Origin of the sequence: Asanoa ishikariensis (genome assembly GCF_900107455.1) — a bacterium.
In the GTDB taxonomy this organism is placed as follows: domain Bacteria; phylum Actinomycetota; class Actinomycetes; order Mycobacteriales; family Micromonosporaceae; genus Asanoa; species Asanoa ishikariensis.
In genome coordinates this window covers 19,775-33,416 of sequence record NZ_FNQB01000008.1, presented here as the reverse complement: position 1 = coordinate 33,416, position 13,642 = coordinate 19,775, and the positions used below count along the sequence as shown (strand labels likewise).

13 protein-coding genes and 1 pseudogene are annotated in these 13,642 nt (G+C 69.3%); 6 read left to right on the top strand and 8 right to left on the bottom strand.

The window, feature by feature from the left end; all coding sequences use genetic code 11:
- Positions 1–316 precede the first annotated feature (316 nt).
- A complete protein-coding gene (locus BLV39_RS41925) occupies positions 317–799 on the top strand; it encodes a shikimate dehydrogenase family protein (protein WP_090805116.1) in 483 nt (160 codons plus the stop codon).
- Between the two features lie 270 nt (positions 800–1,069).
- Positions 1,070–1,399, top strand: coding sequence for a hypothetical protein (locus BLV39_RS41920; RefSeq protein WP_090805113.1), 330 nt, complete (start codon positions 1,070–1,072; stop codon positions 1,397–1,399).
- A 232-nt stretch (positions 1,400–1,631) separates the two neighbouring features.
- Here BLV39_RS41920 and BLV39_RS41915 read toward each other — a convergent pair whose 3' ends face one another.
- The 6 genes and pseudogenes from BLV39_RS41915 to BLV39_RS41890 all read right to left on the bottom strand — a co-directional run bounded on the left by BLV39_RS41915 (position 1,632) and on the right by BLV39_RS41890 (position 8,426).
- Positions 1,632–3,734: an MMPL family transporter gene (locus BLV39_RS41915; protein WP_090805110.1), complete on the bottom strand. Its 2,103-nt coding sequence runs from the start codon at positions 3,732–3,734 to the stop codon at positions 1,632–1,634.
- 41 nt (positions 3,735–3,775) lie between these two features.
- Positions 3,776–4,690: an RNA polymerase sigma factor SigJ gene (sigJ, locus tag BLV39_RS41910; RefSeq protein ID WP_090805107.1), complete on the bottom strand. Its 915-nt coding sequence runs from the start codon at positions 4,688–4,690 to the stop codon at positions 3,776–3,778.
- A 70-nt stretch (positions 4,691–4,760) separates the two neighbouring features.
- Positions 4,761–5,507: pseudogene (locus BLV39_RS41905) on the bottom strand (class I SAM-dependent methyltransferase); the annotation flags it as partial.
- Between the two features lie 15 nt (positions 5,508–5,522).
- Positions 5,523–6,911, bottom strand: a complete 1,389-nt coding sequence (locus tag BLV39_RS41900) for a WD40 repeat domain-containing protein (RefSeq protein ID WP_090805102.1) — start codon at positions 6,909–6,911, stop codon at positions 5,523–5,525.
- Entirely contained in the window at positions 6,908–7,429 is a 522-nt protein-coding gene (locus BLV39_RS41895; RefSeq protein WP_090805124.1) for a SigE family RNA polymerase sigma factor, read from the bottom strand. Before BLV39_RS41895 ends, BLV39_RS41900 begins: the two co-directional genes overlap by 4 nt.
- Positions 7,430–7,535: 106 nt before the next feature.
- Positions 7,536–8,426, bottom strand: coding sequence for a helix-turn-helix domain-containing protein (locus tag BLV39_RS41890; protein ID WP_090805099.1), 891 nt, complete (start codon positions 8,424–8,426; stop codon positions 7,536–7,538).
- Between the two features lie 102 nt (positions 8,427–8,528).
- Here BLV39_RS41890 and BLV39_RS41885 point away from each other — a divergent pair, with 102 nt between their 5' ends.
- Genes BLV39_RS41885 through BLV39_RS41875 form a run of 3 tightly spaced genes read left to right on the top strand, consistent with a single transcriptional unit; the run spans position 8,529 to position 11,017 of the window.
- Positions 8,529–9,386 carry an aldo/keto reductase gene (locus BLV39_RS41885; protein ID WP_239083504.1) on the top strand — a complete coding sequence of 286 codons (858 nt, stop codon included), beginning with the start codon at positions 8,529–8,531 and terminating at the stop codon, positions 9,384–9,386.
- The gene (locus tag BLV39_RS41880) at positions 9,376–10,023 is read left to right on the top strand and encodes a flavodoxin (protein ID WP_204082670.1); all 648 of its coding nucleotides are present in this window, start codon (positions 9,376–9,378) and stop codon (positions 10,021–10,023) included. Before BLV39_RS41885 ends, BLV39_RS41880 begins: the two co-directional genes overlap by 11 nt.
- Positions 10,024–10,033: 10 nt before the next feature.
- Positions 10,034–11,017, top strand: coding sequence for an aldo/keto reductase (locus BLV39_RS41875; protein WP_090805097.1), 984 nt, complete (start codon positions 10,034–10,036; stop codon positions 11,015–11,017).
- On the opposite strand, the gene BLV39_RS41870 is transcribed toward BLV39_RS41875, so the two are convergent.
- Positions 11,007–11,627 carry a GNAT family N-acetyltransferase gene (locus tag BLV39_RS41870; RefSeq protein ID WP_090805094.1) on the bottom strand — a complete coding sequence of 207 codons (621 nt, stop codon included), beginning with the start codon at positions 11,625–11,627 and terminating at the stop codon, positions 11,007–11,009. The genes BLV39_RS41875 and BLV39_RS41870 overlap by 11 nt on opposite strands.
- Before the next feature lie 63 nt (positions 11,628–11,690).
- Between BLV39_RS41870 and BLV39_RS41865 the strand changes: the two genes are divergently transcribed.
- On the top strand, positions 11,691–12,059 hold the full coding sequence (locus BLV39_RS41865; RefSeq protein ID WP_090805091.1) for a hypothetical protein: 369 nt from the start codon (positions 11,691–11,693) through the stop codon (positions 12,057–12,059).
- A gap of 22 nt (positions 12,060–12,081) precedes the next feature.
- On the opposite strand, the gene BLV39_RS41860 is transcribed toward BLV39_RS41865, so the two are convergent.
- On the bottom strand, positions 12,082–13,599 hold the full coding sequence (locus BLV39_RS41860) for an FAD-binding oxidoreductase (RefSeq protein WP_090805089.1): 1,518 nt from the start codon (positions 13,597–13,599) through the stop codon (positions 12,082–12,084).
- Positions 13,600–13,642: the final 43 nt, after the last annotated feature.

Here is a 13,642-nt window from a genome sequence, read left to right as displayed (position 1 = left end):
CAGAAGACTCATCCGAGCAAACTAGCGTGTCAGCTCCCGGCGAACGACAGCCCGGGCTGCTGAGTGCGGCCGGTAACGTTGCAGCAGGCCTTCGGCATCTCTTCTTCGAAACAGTAAAGGTGATGCGATATGGCCCGTGCTGACACAGCGGACCCAAATGCCCTTGTAATCACCGGGGATACACAGATCGGTGTGCTCGTGGCGCACCCGGCCGGACATGTGCGAGCGCCGGGTCCGGCCAATGCGTTCTTCGCGTCCATTCGGTGAACGGGCTGCTGATCGCCGCTGACGTGACTCCCGAGGGACTGCCGGGTTCGTGGAGGGTTTGCGCGGCTGGCTCAATCTGAGCGGGCTGATCGTGAGCATTCCGCACAAGGAGACGATGGCGCGACTGGTCGACGATCTCGACGAGACCGCCGCCCACTCGATGAGTGTCAACGCTGTTCGGCGTCATCCCGACGGCAGGCTTGTCGGCGCGATGTTCGACGGCACTGGGTTCGTCGCCGGCCTGCGCGCGCAGGGGCATGAGGTGGCAGCGCGGAAGGTAACCCTGGTCGGTGCGGGCGGGGCGGGTCATGCCATTGGCTTCGCGTTGGCACGAGCGGGCGTGGCCCGGTTGCACGTGGTCAACCGGACGCGCGAGCGTGGGGAGCGACTGGCGGCGAGCGTGGCCGAGGGCACCGGGCTGGTCGACGTCCGCAGTGTCGACGCGCCCAGTCCCGACGACGACATCGTCGTCAACGCGACCTCGCTCGGTTTGAAGCCTGACGATCCGCTGCCGTTCACTGTGGATGGTTAATCGCCTGACGCGGTCGTGGCAGAGGTCGTGGCCAACCCTGACGTCACCCCGCTGCTGAAGGCTGCCGCTGAGCGTGGGCTCGCCGTCCACAAGGGAATACATATGAGGACCGAACAACTGATGGAGTGTGTACGGTTCCTCGGGGCGCTTCCCACGCGCTGACTCACAGATCGAACAGCGGTGGCTACCGAAAGTAGTTTCGGCGGCCTCGAACGGACGATTCTGGCAGGGATCCGTCCCCGATCGTCGGCTCTCGTCCATAGTCTTCGGGTGACCGTTGATGGCTACACCGTCGTGGTGCGTGATCCCTCGGCCGCCGGAGGGTCGGACGCCGTCCTTCGCGCGCTTCGCTCGGAGTTGACCCGCGCCGGACTGCCCGGTGCCCGCGAGGGTGACGGCCGTCTTTTGGTGGACGGAAGTCTCTCGGCGGAGGGCCTGGAGGCGTTCGGGCAGGTTCTCATCGCTTTCGCGGAGCGGTCGTCGAAGCGCAGGATCGAGATCGACGATGGGACCTCCTCGGTCGTCATCGAGGGCCCGGTGCCTCGGTTCTGCCTGTCGGCGGTCAACCGGTTCTTCGCCGGTCTATTGCCCTGCCGGTGAGGCGAAGGTCCGGCCCCATCGCTTACTGGATCGGGACCTGGAAGTCACGGAACGGGCCGATGACCTCGATCTTGAGGTTCTCGGTTGTTGCTGCGCGTTTCGGCCAGGGCCGCGCCGGTGTAGGTCGGAATTGCCGGTGCGTGGTCATGATCCTCGACTGTGGTTGGAGGGTTCGGTCGTGGGTGGACGACGCAGCGTGGGCCCGCCGGAATCTGACGGGCCCACGGTGGTTTCAGCTCCCCACGAGAGCGTGTTCGAGCTCGGCCGCCGGCTCCTGGACGTCGTGACGCTTGAACAGCTTGCTGGGCCACCACATCCATCGCCCCACGTCGACAGTCAGCGCGGTGACCAGCACCGAGCGGACGATCATGGTGTCCAGCAGCACGCCGAACGCCACCGTGAACCCCAACTGCGCCGCGAAGACCAGCGGCAGTGAGCCCAGCGCCGCGAAGGTGCCGGCCAGCACCAGACCCGCCGAGGTGATCACGCCGCCGGTGGCGGACAGGCCGATCCGGGCGCCGCGCGAGGTGCCGTGCAGCAGTGCTTCCTCCCGTACGCGGGTGACCAGGAAGATGTTGTAGTCGATGCCCAGGGCGACCAGGAACACGAACACCAGCAGCGGGAAGTTCGCGTCGGCCCCGGCGAAGTCGAAGACGTGGTTGAACATCAGAGCGCTCACGCCGAGGGCCGCTCCGAACGACAGCACCACCGTCGCCATGAGCAGCAGCGGTGCGACGATCGCCCGCAGCAGCAGCGCGAGGATCAGGAACACCACGATCAGTACGACGGGGATGATCACTTTGGCGTCGCGGGCGGCCGACTGTTGGGTGTCCAGGGCGATCGCCGTGCTGCCGCCGAGTTGGGCCTCCGCGCCCTCGATGTCGTGGACCGCAGTTCTGGCCTGCTCGACGGTGCGCATTGCGGCCTTGCTGCCGGGAGCGTCCGTGAGCGTACCGAGGATGAAGGCGTCGCCATCCTTGATAATCGGCGCAGCGACGTCGGCGACCCCCGGCACGGCTGACAGCACGCTCCTGACCTGCCCCGCCGAGGCGGCCTTGGCCACGACATAGATGGGGTCACCCGACCCGGCGGGGAAGTGCCTGGCCTGGACCTCCTCGCCGACGACCGCCTGCGACTCGCCGGTGAACTGGCCTTTGCTCGGAATCCCGTCGGCCTTCAGCCCCAGCACTCCGATCGCCATGACGCCGAGGACGAGCGCGGTGCCGACCCACACAACCCGCGGCCGGAGGGAGATCGCGGTGCCGACCCGCGTCCAGATGCTGCGCCTGGCCGCCACGACCGGGCCGACCGAGGGCTTCACCGGCCAGAAGATCCAGCGTCCGCAGATCACCAGCAGGGCCGGCATCAGGGTGACCATGGCGAGCAGCCCGACGACGATCCCGATGGCGCAGGCCGGGCCGAGCCCTTTCGTGGAGTTGAGGATGGCCAGCAGCAGCACCAGCAGGCTGACCGCGACGGTCGCCGCGCTGGCGATGATCGCGGGACCGGAGCGGTACAGCGCCTCCGCCATCGCCTCGTGCCGGTCCTCGTGCCGCCGCAACTCCTCCCGGTAGCGGGAGACCAGCAGCAGCGCGTAGTCCGTGGCGGCGCCGAAGACCAGTACGGTCAGAATGAGGCTCGTCTGCGTGTTGACGGTGAGCCCGGCGTGCTTCGCCAGCAGGTAGATCACCGCTTCCGCCGCGACCAGGGCGCCGCCGGCGGTCAGCAGCGGCAGCAACGGCAACATCGGGCTGCGGTACGTGAACAGCAGGATGACGACCACCACCAGCGCGGTGATCATCCCCAAGGCGCCGCCTCCGCTGAAGGCCGTGATGGAGTCGGACGCGTAGCCGGCGGGTCCGGTGACGTGGAACACGAGACCGTCGGCGTTCTGTTCGCCGATCTCGGCCATCGCGTCGACGACCTGGTGGGCGCCGTCCCAGCCTTCGTTGCCGTCGTCGATCTGGACCACGGTCTGGATGGCCTTGCCGTCCTGGGACGTCAACGGGCCCTGAGGCTGCCCCACGACCTTGTCGAGCGCCATGAAGGCCTCGGCGTCGGCTCGGGCCTTGGCCAGGTCGGCCGGAGTGACACCCGAGGGCCGGTCGTAGATGACGATCGCGGGCAGGGTCTCGGCGGGCTGGAACTTCCTGGCCTGATCGAGGACCGTGGTCGCCTCCGCGTTGCTGGGCAGCCAGGCCGAATTATCGTTCTTCTCGACGTCGCCCAGCTTGCCGGCCAGCATGAAGGCCGGCACCAGCAGAGCGATCCAGGTGGCCACGATGGCCCATTTCGCGATCCGGCCGGCGGGCATGGTCATTATTCGTCGCAGCATGGGAATCCTCGGAAGTCGACGTGGGAACGCTGGTCGGGTAGTCAGCGGCTGATTCGCCGGGGGACCGTCATCGCGACGAGCTTGTCCGGGTTGCGAACTGCGTAGAAGTTGGTGATCTTCCCGTCGGTGATCTCGATCAAGAGAACGCCTTCGGGGTGGTCACCGCCGATGCGCGCCACCAACGCGGGCGTGTTGTTGCAGTTGGCCACCTGGATCCGCATGCCCGGCAGTCGGCGGCTGGTGCGGAAGAGGTCGATAAGGACGGCGGCAACCTTCTGCGCGCCGACCACCGGCCGGCGCGACGCGGTGGCCTTGCCGCCGCTGTCGGCGGTCCAGGTGACGTTCGGTGCGAGCAGGGTGAGCAGCCCGGCCAGGTCGCCGGTGGCCGCCGCGGTCATGAACTCCTCGGTGACCCGCGCGGTCTTCGCGGCGTCGACGGGCTGGAACCGCCTGCGTCGCGCCTGCACGTGCTCACGGGCGCGGTGCGCCACCTGATGCACCGTCGGCACGGATTTGCCGACCGCCGCCGCGATCTCGTCGTAGTCGAAGCCGAAGACCTCGCGCAACACGAACACCGCACGCTCATCGGGGCTGAGCGTCTCTAGCAGTACGAGCATCGCCATCGACACGGACTCGGCGAGCACCACGTCGGCCGACGGGTCGTTCTCGTCGAGCAGCAGCGGCTCGGGCAGCCATGGGCCGACGTAGTCCTCGCGGCGGCGCACGCTCGCCCGCAGGGCGTTGAGTGCCTGCCGGGTCACCAGCCGCGCCAGGTACGACCTGGTGTCTCGCACTGTCGCGAGGTCGACCTGCGCCCACCGCAGATAACTGTCCTGCAGCACGTCGTCGGAGTCGATGGCCGAGCCGAGTATCTCGTACACGATCGTGAACAGCAGCGGCCGCAACAAGGTGAACCGCTCGGCATGCTCGTCGGTGGTTGTGTCGTGCGGAGTCATACCCTTGAGACACCGTGGAGCGCCGAGACCTGACGCGACGTGACGCGCGCCACTTGCCGGACGTCGAAGCTCAGAAGATGAGCAGCCGCAAGCCGAGCTCCGCCTCGTCCGAGGTCACCAGGTCGTGGTTGCGTTCGGCCCACCGGCCCGATGCGAGGTCGTCGCGGAGGCTGCGCACGGCCCGCTCCTCGACCTGCGGCCCGACCGCGGTCCACACCGAGGTGCCGCGCCGAACCCGTTCGTCCAGGTAGGCCTCGGGTCGGCGCCAGTAGGCCTCGAAGAAGCCGTCGACGCAGTCCCACGGGATCAGCACCGGCTCGGTGCGGCCGCCGACGGCATCGGCGAGCGCGGTCAACGACGGCCGGCCGAGCACCAGGTCGCCGACTTCGGGGACGTAGTCACGGGTCAGCCAGAACCGATCAAGCCACCCGGCGGCGCTGGTCTCGTGGGTGAACACCACCACGCGCCGCGCCACGCGCCGCATCTCCCGCAGGCCCGCGACCAGGTCCGGCCAGTGATGGATGGTCGCGAAGGCCATCGCGGCGTCGAAGGAGTCGTCGTCGAACGGAAGACGGTCGGCGGTCGCCGCCACGCACGGCGCCGCACCGGCGGGCCGCTGCGCACGCATGAGCGCCGACGGTTCGACCGCGGTGACGTCCCGGTCGGTGGGCTCGTAGGAACCGGTGCCGGCCCCGACGTTCACCACGGTCCGCGCGTCACCGAGCGCGGCCCAGAACTGCGCGGCGATCCGCGGCTCGGTGCGCCGCGTAACGGTGTACGTCGCTCCGATGGTGTCGTACAACTGCGTGCTGGACACGTCGCTGTCTCCCCGTCATCTCGTCCGTTGGGCCATTCTGCTACGGCGGATCGCCAGGACAACCACGACGAGGATGGCGGCGACGGCCAGGGCGACGGCCACGAGCACGGCGGTCAAGCGGGGGCTCAGGCCCTCAGGCGGTTGCCCGCTTCGTCGCTGGCCGCCGGCGATGAGGTCGTCGGCCACGTCCACGGAGAGCATCTGCTGATCCGGAGCCGTCAGCAGGGTCCGGGTGCCGCTCCCGACGGCGAGCACGCTGACCGCGCGTACCCGTTGGTAGTCGGTGAACTGCACTTGCGCGAGCGACAGCGTGTGCGCGGACGTGTCGAATCCGACGATGGGGCTGCCCGGTTCGGGATAGAGCGCGGCGACCACCGCCTCGCCGGACGGTGACCAACCGAGCAGGCGCACCCCGACCAGGCCCGGGAGCTCGGGCAGCGCGGGCGCCGGCAGGGGCTCGCCGGTCGTGGGGTCGACCACGGTCAGCTGCCAACGGGACGGGTACGCGTCGCCGTCGCAGCATCGGCGTTGCCGCAACAGCGTCAGCCCCTGCCCGTCCGGCGTCCACGACCCTTTGCCCGCGAGGTGGTCGCCGTCGCCGAGGGTGAACGTGCTGACGGTCGTGCCGTCGCTGCTGGCGACGGTGACGGTCCGGGCGGACTGGTAGGCCAACCGGTCGCCCCCGGGCGCGAACGCGACCAGGTAGCCGTCGTGGACCGCGCTCGGGTCGAGATCGGCGATGCGGCGGTCGGTGGCGGACGCCAGGTCGACCAGGTGCAGGGTCGCGCGCGTGGGGGCGAAGACCTCCGAACCATCAGGTTCACGAGCGATCCGCGTGTCGTACGCGATCACGGCCAACGTAGTGCCGTCTGGCGACCACGCCTGCGGTACGACGAGCTCGGCGTCAAGTGCGGGGAGCGGAACCGAGGTGCCCGTGCCGAGGTCGGTGACGCGGCCGACCGTGGCGAGCCGGGTGCCGTCCGGCGACAGGACGGCCTGCTCACCGGCGTGGTGGTAGTCGTCGAGTTGGTCGGTCAGCCGGTAGTCGTCGCGGTTGGCACCGACGACGGCGAGCACACCTTTGCTGCCGCTGATCCACCAGGCGGGGGCGCCGAAGACCACGCTGGCCGCGCCGACGGGTGACGACGTGACCGACGAGGTGCCCCAGTGGGGGGCGCCGACCCGGTCGGGCAGCGACGGGCCGATGCCCAGCGGTGCGGCCGGGGTCACCGCGGATCTCGACACCGGCACCGCCACCCCCAGCAGCGCGATCACGACGGCGGTCGCACCGACCAGCCCGCGGCGCTTGCGGCGCCGGGCGCGAGCGATGGCACCGTCGTACAGGGACGAGGGTTCGACGCTGTTCGCCATGTCGCGCAGCGCCTCGCGTACCCGCTCCGTCATCGCACGTTCTCCTCGGCTCGAACCTCGTCGAACAGATGCGGCGATGTACGCCGTAGGCGGGCGAGGCCGTCGTACGCGTGGCGTTTGACCGAGCCGACGGAACAGCCGAGCACGTCGGCCGCCTGCGCTTCGGTCAGGTCCTCGTAGAACCGCAGGACGAGCACCGCACGTTGCCGGGGACTGAGCTGTCTCAGCGCGCGGTCCAGGGTGAGCCGCAATGTCGCCGCGGGGTACGGGTCCGACCCGGTCTCGGGCAGGTCGGCGGCCAGGCGCTCGGGCACCCGCCGGCGGCGCCACCACGACATCTGGAGGTGGTACATCGTCCGTCGGACGTAGGCCTCCGGATCACCCTGGCTGGCCCGCTTCCAGTGCCGAAGGACCCGCGCCAGGGCCGTCTGCACGAGGTCTTCGGCGGCATGGCGGTCTCCGGTCAGCAGGAACGCCGCACGGGTGAGAGCGGGACCGCGCCCGGACACGAAGTCACGAAACCCTGGATATCCGTCGTCGTCCTCGCCCACCCGGTCCACCTCCGTTGACGCCTACCCTCCTAAACGCCTGCACCGGGCGGAACGTTGAGGGCCGTTCGCAGGAGGTCGACATCGGTGAGGTGAAGACCCGGACAGCCTAGGTGTCGGCCTCGGCCGGCGACGCGGAGTCTGCCGCCGCTTCCCGGGCGCTCCAGCTAGCCAGGAAGGCAACTGCCTGCTCGGTCGGGCTGGCCGGTTCGAAGGTGTACGTGATGATGGTCAGCCCGGGGTCTCCGGGGAGGTGCAGGGCCTCGCCGGTGAGCTCGAGGTCGCCCGCGATCGCGTGGTGCAGAGTCTTGCGGGCCGTGTAGTGGAGTTTCACGTTGTGGGTGGCCCACCAGGTGCGGAACTCGTCGCTGCGGGTGCTGAGCTCGCCGACCAGATCGGTCAGGCCACGGTCGTACGGGTTACGGCCGGCTTCGGTCCGCAGGGCGGCGACGCAGTCGGCGGCGACGGTCTGCCACTCCCGATAGAAGTCCTGGGATGCCGGATCGAGGAACAGGTACCGGGCCAGATTGAACGTGCGGCCGCCACGGTGGGCGTCGGAGAAGAGGGCACGGCCGAGGCGGTTGGTCGCCAGGATGTCCATGCGTCCGTTGCGGGCGTACGCGGGGGAGTGGATGGTGTCGAGGATCCGCTGCACGCCCAGCCGCACGCCGGCCCGGCTGCCCGGCCGCCGCGACTCGCGGGTCGGGCGGTGCGCGGCGTTGGCCGTTTCGGCCAGGTCGAACAGGTGCGTACGTTCGGCCTCGTCGAGCCGCAGCGCCCGCGCCAGGCCGTCGAGCACCGGCACCGAGACACCTGTCAGGTTGCCCCGTTCCAGGCGCGTGTAGTAGTCGGTGCTCATCCCGGCGAGCATCGCGACCTCTTCGCGGCGCAGCCCTTTGACCCGCCGCTTGCCGCCGAAGACCGGGACCCCGGCCTCCTCGGGCGTGAGGCGTTCGCGGCGGGAGGTGAGGAAGTCGCGTACCTCGTCCCGGTTGTCCATGTTCTCGACCGTACGACGTTCACCCGTGCGCAGGGAGGGTCTGGCATTACCGGTGAAGGCCGTCACTGCCTGACACGGCGAAAGTGGCGTTGTGTGTGAGGCGTGACCCCACAGAATCGTCTGATCACCCTGAACAACGGCGTCCAGATGCCGATCCTGGGATTCGGTGTCTTCCAGGTCCCGCAGGAGCAGACCGAGCAGGTGGTCGCCGATGCCCTGGCGGCCGGCTACCGCTCCATCGACACCGCCGCCTCGTACGGCAACGAGGAAGCGGTTGGCCGCGCGATCGCCAAGAGCGGTATCCCGCGTGAGGACCTGTTCGTCACCACGAAGATGTGGATCCAGCGCACCGGCGAGGACACCGCCCGCCGGGAGTTCGACACGTCCCTGCAACGGCTCGGCCTGGACTACGTCGATCTGTACCTCATCCATCAGCCCCTCGGCGACTACTACAGTTCCTGGCGCGCGATGGAGAAGCTTTACGGCGAAGGTCTGGCCAAGGCGATCGGGGTGTCCAACTTCCACACCGACCGCCTCGCGGACCTCGTCCTGCACAACGACGTCACGCCGGCGGTCAACCAGATCGAGACGCATCCGTTCTACCAACGCCGAGCCGACCAGGACCTCATGCGCCAGCACGGCGTCCAGATCGAGTCCTGGGGCCCGTTCGCGGAAGGCAAGAACGACCTGTTCACCAACCCCACCCTGGCCGAGATCGGCGCGGCGCACGGCAAGTCGGTCGCCCAGGTCGTGCTCCGTTGGCTCCTGCAGCGCGACGTCGTCGTCATCCCGAAGTCCGTGCGCCCTGACCGGATGGCGGAGAACCTCGACGTCTTCGACTTCACGCTCACCGACGACGAGCTGGCCCGCATCGCCGCCCTGGACTCCGGCCAATCGGTGTTCTTCGACCACCGCGATCCCGAGATGGTCGCCTGGCTCGGCGGGCGTCGTGTCGACTGACCACCCGCCGCCGATACCGCGCCGCACCCTGTTCGCCGCGGCGGCCTTCGGCGTGCTCGGAGGCTGCACCACGTCCGGGCCCTCCCAGTCCACCGGTCCGACGCCGGCCGCCGGCGGAGCGGTGCTGCTGGCCTACTTCTCGCGGGCGGGCGAGAATTACTGGAACGGCGGTCGCCTGCGCCTCGCTGTCGGCAACACGCAGGTCGTCGCCGAGACCATCGGCCGGCTCATCGACTGCGCCCTGCACCGCATCGAGGCCGCCGACCCGTACCCCGACGCCTATGCCCCCACGGTGGAGCGCAACGTGCGCGAACAACGCGCCGACGCGCGCCCGGCCATCGCGAATCCGTTGCCGTCGATCGACCGCTACGACACGGTGCTGCTGGGCAGTCCGATCTGGAACGTCCGCGCACCCATGATCATGTCGACCTTCACCGAAGGCCTCGACCTCTCCGGCAAGACGGTGCACCCGTTCACCACACACGCGATGAGCGGCCTCGGAACGACCGAACGCGACTACGCGGAGTCGTGCCCAGGGGCAACCATCGGTGAGGGCCTCGCCGTCCGCGGTGAGGAAGCGACCGCCGCCGCCCCCGCGGTCGAGGCGTGGCTGCGCCGTATCGGCCTCAACCCGTAAGGAGAAAGCTATGGAGAAACGTACGCTCGGCAACGGCCTGGAGGTTTCCGCCATCGGCCTGGGCTGCATGGGGCTCAGCCACGGTTTCGGCCCGCCGGTCGACCACGATGACGGCATCGACCTCATCCGTGCCGCCGTTGACAGTGGAATCACGTTCTTCGACACCGCCCAGGTCTACGGCCCGTTCACCAACGAAGGGCTCGTCGGGCGGGCTCTGGCACCGGTCCGGGAGCAGGTGGTGATCGCCACCAAGTTCGGCTTCGCGTACGACGGCGACCGCTCCACCGGGCTCAACAGCCGGCCCGAGCACATCAGGGCCACCGTGGACGAGTCGCTGCGCCGCCTCGGCGTCGACCACATCGACCTGCTCTACCAGCACCGCGTCGATCCCCAGACCCCGATCGAGGACGTCGCCGGCGCGGTCGGTGACCTCATCGCCGCCGGCAAGGTCGGCCACTTCGGGCTGTCCGAGGCCGGCGTCGACATGATCCGCCGCGCGCACGCCGTGCAACCGGTGACCGCTCTGCAAAGTGAGTATTCCCTCTGGTGGCGCGAGCCCGAGGAGAAGATCCTGCCCACCTTGCTGGAACTCGGCATCGGGTTCGTACCCTTCAGCCCGCTCGGCAAAGGGTTCCTCACCGGCGCGATCGACAACACCACGCCGTTCAGCGAGACCGACGTCCGCAACACACTGCCGCGGTTCACCGAGCAGGCGCGCGCTGCCAACCAGTCGCTGGTCGACCTGATCTCGGCCATCGCCACCCGCACCGACGCGACCAACGCGCAGATCGCGCTGGCCTGGCTGCTGGCCCAGCACCCGTCGATCGTGCCCATCCCCGGCACGACCAAGGTCCACCGCCTGCGGGAGAACGTCGCCGCTGCCGACGTCCGCCTGAGCGCCGACGACCTGGACGACATCACCTCGGCCGCGGAGGCCGTCGCCGTCGAGGGCGAGCGCTACCCCGAACACATGCAACGAATGATCAACCGCTAGCCGCCTGGCGGGCCAGGCGTTGCCGCAGCGTCGTCCGGCAGGCGGGCCACTCGGGCGCGATGACCGAGAACATCGCGGAGTCGCGCAGCAGCCCGTCCTCGCCGGGCGTCCACGATCGCGACCAACGGCGCAGCACGCCCTCGAACGTAGCCCCGGTGGAGGCGATGGCCGCTCGGGATCGGGCGTTGCGCGCGTCCGTCTTGAGGTCGACGCGTTCCACGTGCCAGTCCGAGAAGGCGTTCTCGAACAGCAGCAGCTTGGCCTCGGTGTTGATGCCCGTCCCGTGTGCCGACGCGGCCAGCCAGGTGAACCCGACCTCGATGGCGAACAGGTCGTCGCTGTCCGGCCACCGCCGCGGATCCCAATAGGCGGTGGCTCCGATCGCGCGCCCGGAGCTCAGCGCGACCTGCGCGTAGGGCGTCATCTGTCCGGCGGCGGCCCGCTCCAGTTGGGCATCGATGTACGAACCCACCTGCTCGGGAGCCGGCACCCAGGTCCAGGCGTACGAGTCACGATCCTCGGCGACGGCGGCGATCAGGTCCGGAGCGTGTCGGTGGGACAGCGGCTCGAGTCGCACGAGGGAGCCTTCGAGGACCGGGCTGGGCAACATCAGGCGTACTCCTGTTAAGCACTCGCGACCGGGCCACGTTACCCGAGGTCGTATGATCCCGCGATGGCTCAGAAGACCCTGCTGGGGCGCGGTGGACTTACCTACGTCGACCGCCGCGACTTCGTCCGGGGCGACTACACCGTCCTCAAGCGGATGCGCTGGCCGTCGGTAAGTCTCTGGGTCGAAGACAGCACACTGACCTTCTCGTCGCGGGCCGCCTCCGACGCGCTGCAACACGCTGAGGTAACCGCGTTGCCGCATCGGCCGGTCGTCCTCGGCCGGTTTCCTCTCCCCGCTTTCGCTGTCTCCTTCGAGACCGAAGAACGGGATCAGGTCCTGCTCTTTTGGGCTCCTCGTGCGCGCGCAATCATTCGGGAGCTCGCCCGGCTCGGGTGGGACGCCGACGCCAACGCCGACGACTTCCTGACCTAGACCCGAGGCAACCTCGCCATCCTCAAGCGGCCGGCGGGGTGAGCGCGTGGTGGAAGACGTTCCGCGGATCCCACCGCCGTTTCGCCGCACGCAGCCCCGCGACGTTTCCACCGAAATACAATGTGGACCACGGGACACCCGAGCTGTTCCACCGGGGGTCGGCGAGGTCGGTGTCCGGATAGCCGATGTACGCACCGTCGTGGACTGGCACGCCGCCGGTGTCGGCGTACATGTCGCGGTAGAACTCGCGTATCCACTCCAGGTGCCGGGCGTCGTCCGCCGGTTCCGTCCAGGCCGCCAGGTAGAAGAGCTTGAGAATGGCGTCCCGGTGCGCGGTCGCGGTGGCGTCCGGCTCGACCGCGTTGACCCGGCCACCGTAGGAGTTGAGGCTCACCGCGCCCCCGACGATCTTGGGGTCGTCCGTTGTTAGGTGGCGGTATGCGGTCGCGATCTGCGGGTCGGTCAATGGGCGGCGCAAGTAGCCTGACTTCACCTTCATCCGCCACCCGGACGTGTCGTCGGGGCCTTTGAGCGCGGTCGCGAGCCAGGGCTGCCGCTCCTGGGTGCGGGAGGTGGGGCCCGCGCCGAGTGCCGCGACGTGCTCGTCGAGCACCCGCTCCGCGCCGGCGCCGGAGGCCTGCCCGATCATCATGAGCGCGCCCTGCTGGCGGCGGAACAGCAAAAACTCGGTGTAGAAGTCGGGGTACCGGTCGCTGTGCCGCTCGAACCAGCGTCCGTGGTTGCGCACGAGCCGCGCGAAGGCCGGCTCGTCCAGTCCCTCCCAGGACCACTGCAGCGCGAACGACAACACCTCGGCGGGCGGCTCCGGCAGATTCCGGAACCAGTAACGGGTCACCACGCCGAAGGACCCCCCGCCGCCGCCGGTGTGCGCCCACCACAGGTCTCGGTTCGGATCCGTCGGTTCCCGCGTCGCGACCACTTTGCGGGCCGCACCGGTGCGGTCGACGACCACCACCTCCACCGCGTACAGGTAGTCGACCGCCAGGCCGTGGCGGCGACACAGCGGGCCGTAACCTCCGGCGGCTACATGGCCGCCGACGCCCACCTGGGGACACCAGCCCGCGGGAATCGTCACACCCCAGCCGAGGAAGAGCCGCCGGTACGCCTCACCCAACGTCGCACCGGCCTCCACCGCGAAGGCCCGGCGGGCCGGATCGTAGTAGACACCCGTCATGGCGCTCATATCGATGACCACCCGCACGGCGCGGTCGTCGACGAAGTCCTCGAAGCAGTGGCCGCCGCTGCGCACCGCGACGCGCTTGCCGGCGCGCACCGCGTCGTTCACCGCGCGCACCACGTCGTCCGTCGAGCCGACGAGGCGGATGCGCTCGGGCGATCCGCTGAACCGCTCATTGTAACCGCGCCCGGCCAGGAACGCGTATCGCGCGTCGTCTGGTCCGATGTAGCCCTTGAAGCCGCCGTCCATGGAAGCGGTCGCGGCGACCGCCGGGCCAGCGGCGAGCACACCCGCCGTCACCGCGGCGCCGCGCAGCACGTTCCGTCGACTATGGACACCCATGTCGTCCCCCTCGTGTCGGTCTCTCCGACCCTAGGAGGGTCCA

Bases quoted from the DNA above. Each gene is read 5' to 3' on its own strand.
- BLV39_RS41860 (WP_090805089.1), bottom strand. From the start codon at position 13,599: ATGGGTGTCCATAGTCGACGGAACGTGCTGCGCGGCGCCGCGGTGACG.
- BLV39_RS41900 (WP_090805102.1), bottom strand. From the start codon at position 6,911: ATGACGGAGCGGGTACGCGAGGCGCTGCGCGACATGGCGAACAGCGTC.
- BLV39_RS41865 (WP_090805091.1), top strand. From the start codon at position 11,691: ATGGCTCAGAAGACCCTGCTGGGGCGCGGTGGACTTACCTACGTCGAC.
- sigJ (WP_090805107.1), bottom strand. From the start codon at position 4,690: ATGACTCCGCACGACACAACCACCGACGAGCATGCCGAGCGGTTCACC.
- BLV39_RS41915 (WP_090805110.1), bottom strand. From the start codon at position 3,734: ATGCTGCGACGAATAATGACCATGCCCGCCGGCCGGATCGCGAAATGG.
- BLV39_RS41890 (WP_090805099.1), bottom strand. From the start codon at position 8,426: ATGGACAACCGGGACGAGGTACGCGACTTCCTCACCTCCCGCCGCGAA.
- BLV39_RS41870 (WP_090805094.1), bottom strand. From the start codon at position 11,627: ATGTTGCCCAGCCCGGTCCTCGAAGGCTCCCTCGTGCGACTCGAGCCG.
- BLV39_RS41875 (WP_090805097.1), top strand. From the start codon at position 10,034: ATGGAGAAACGTACGCTCGGCAACGGCCTGGAGGTTTCCGCCATCGGC.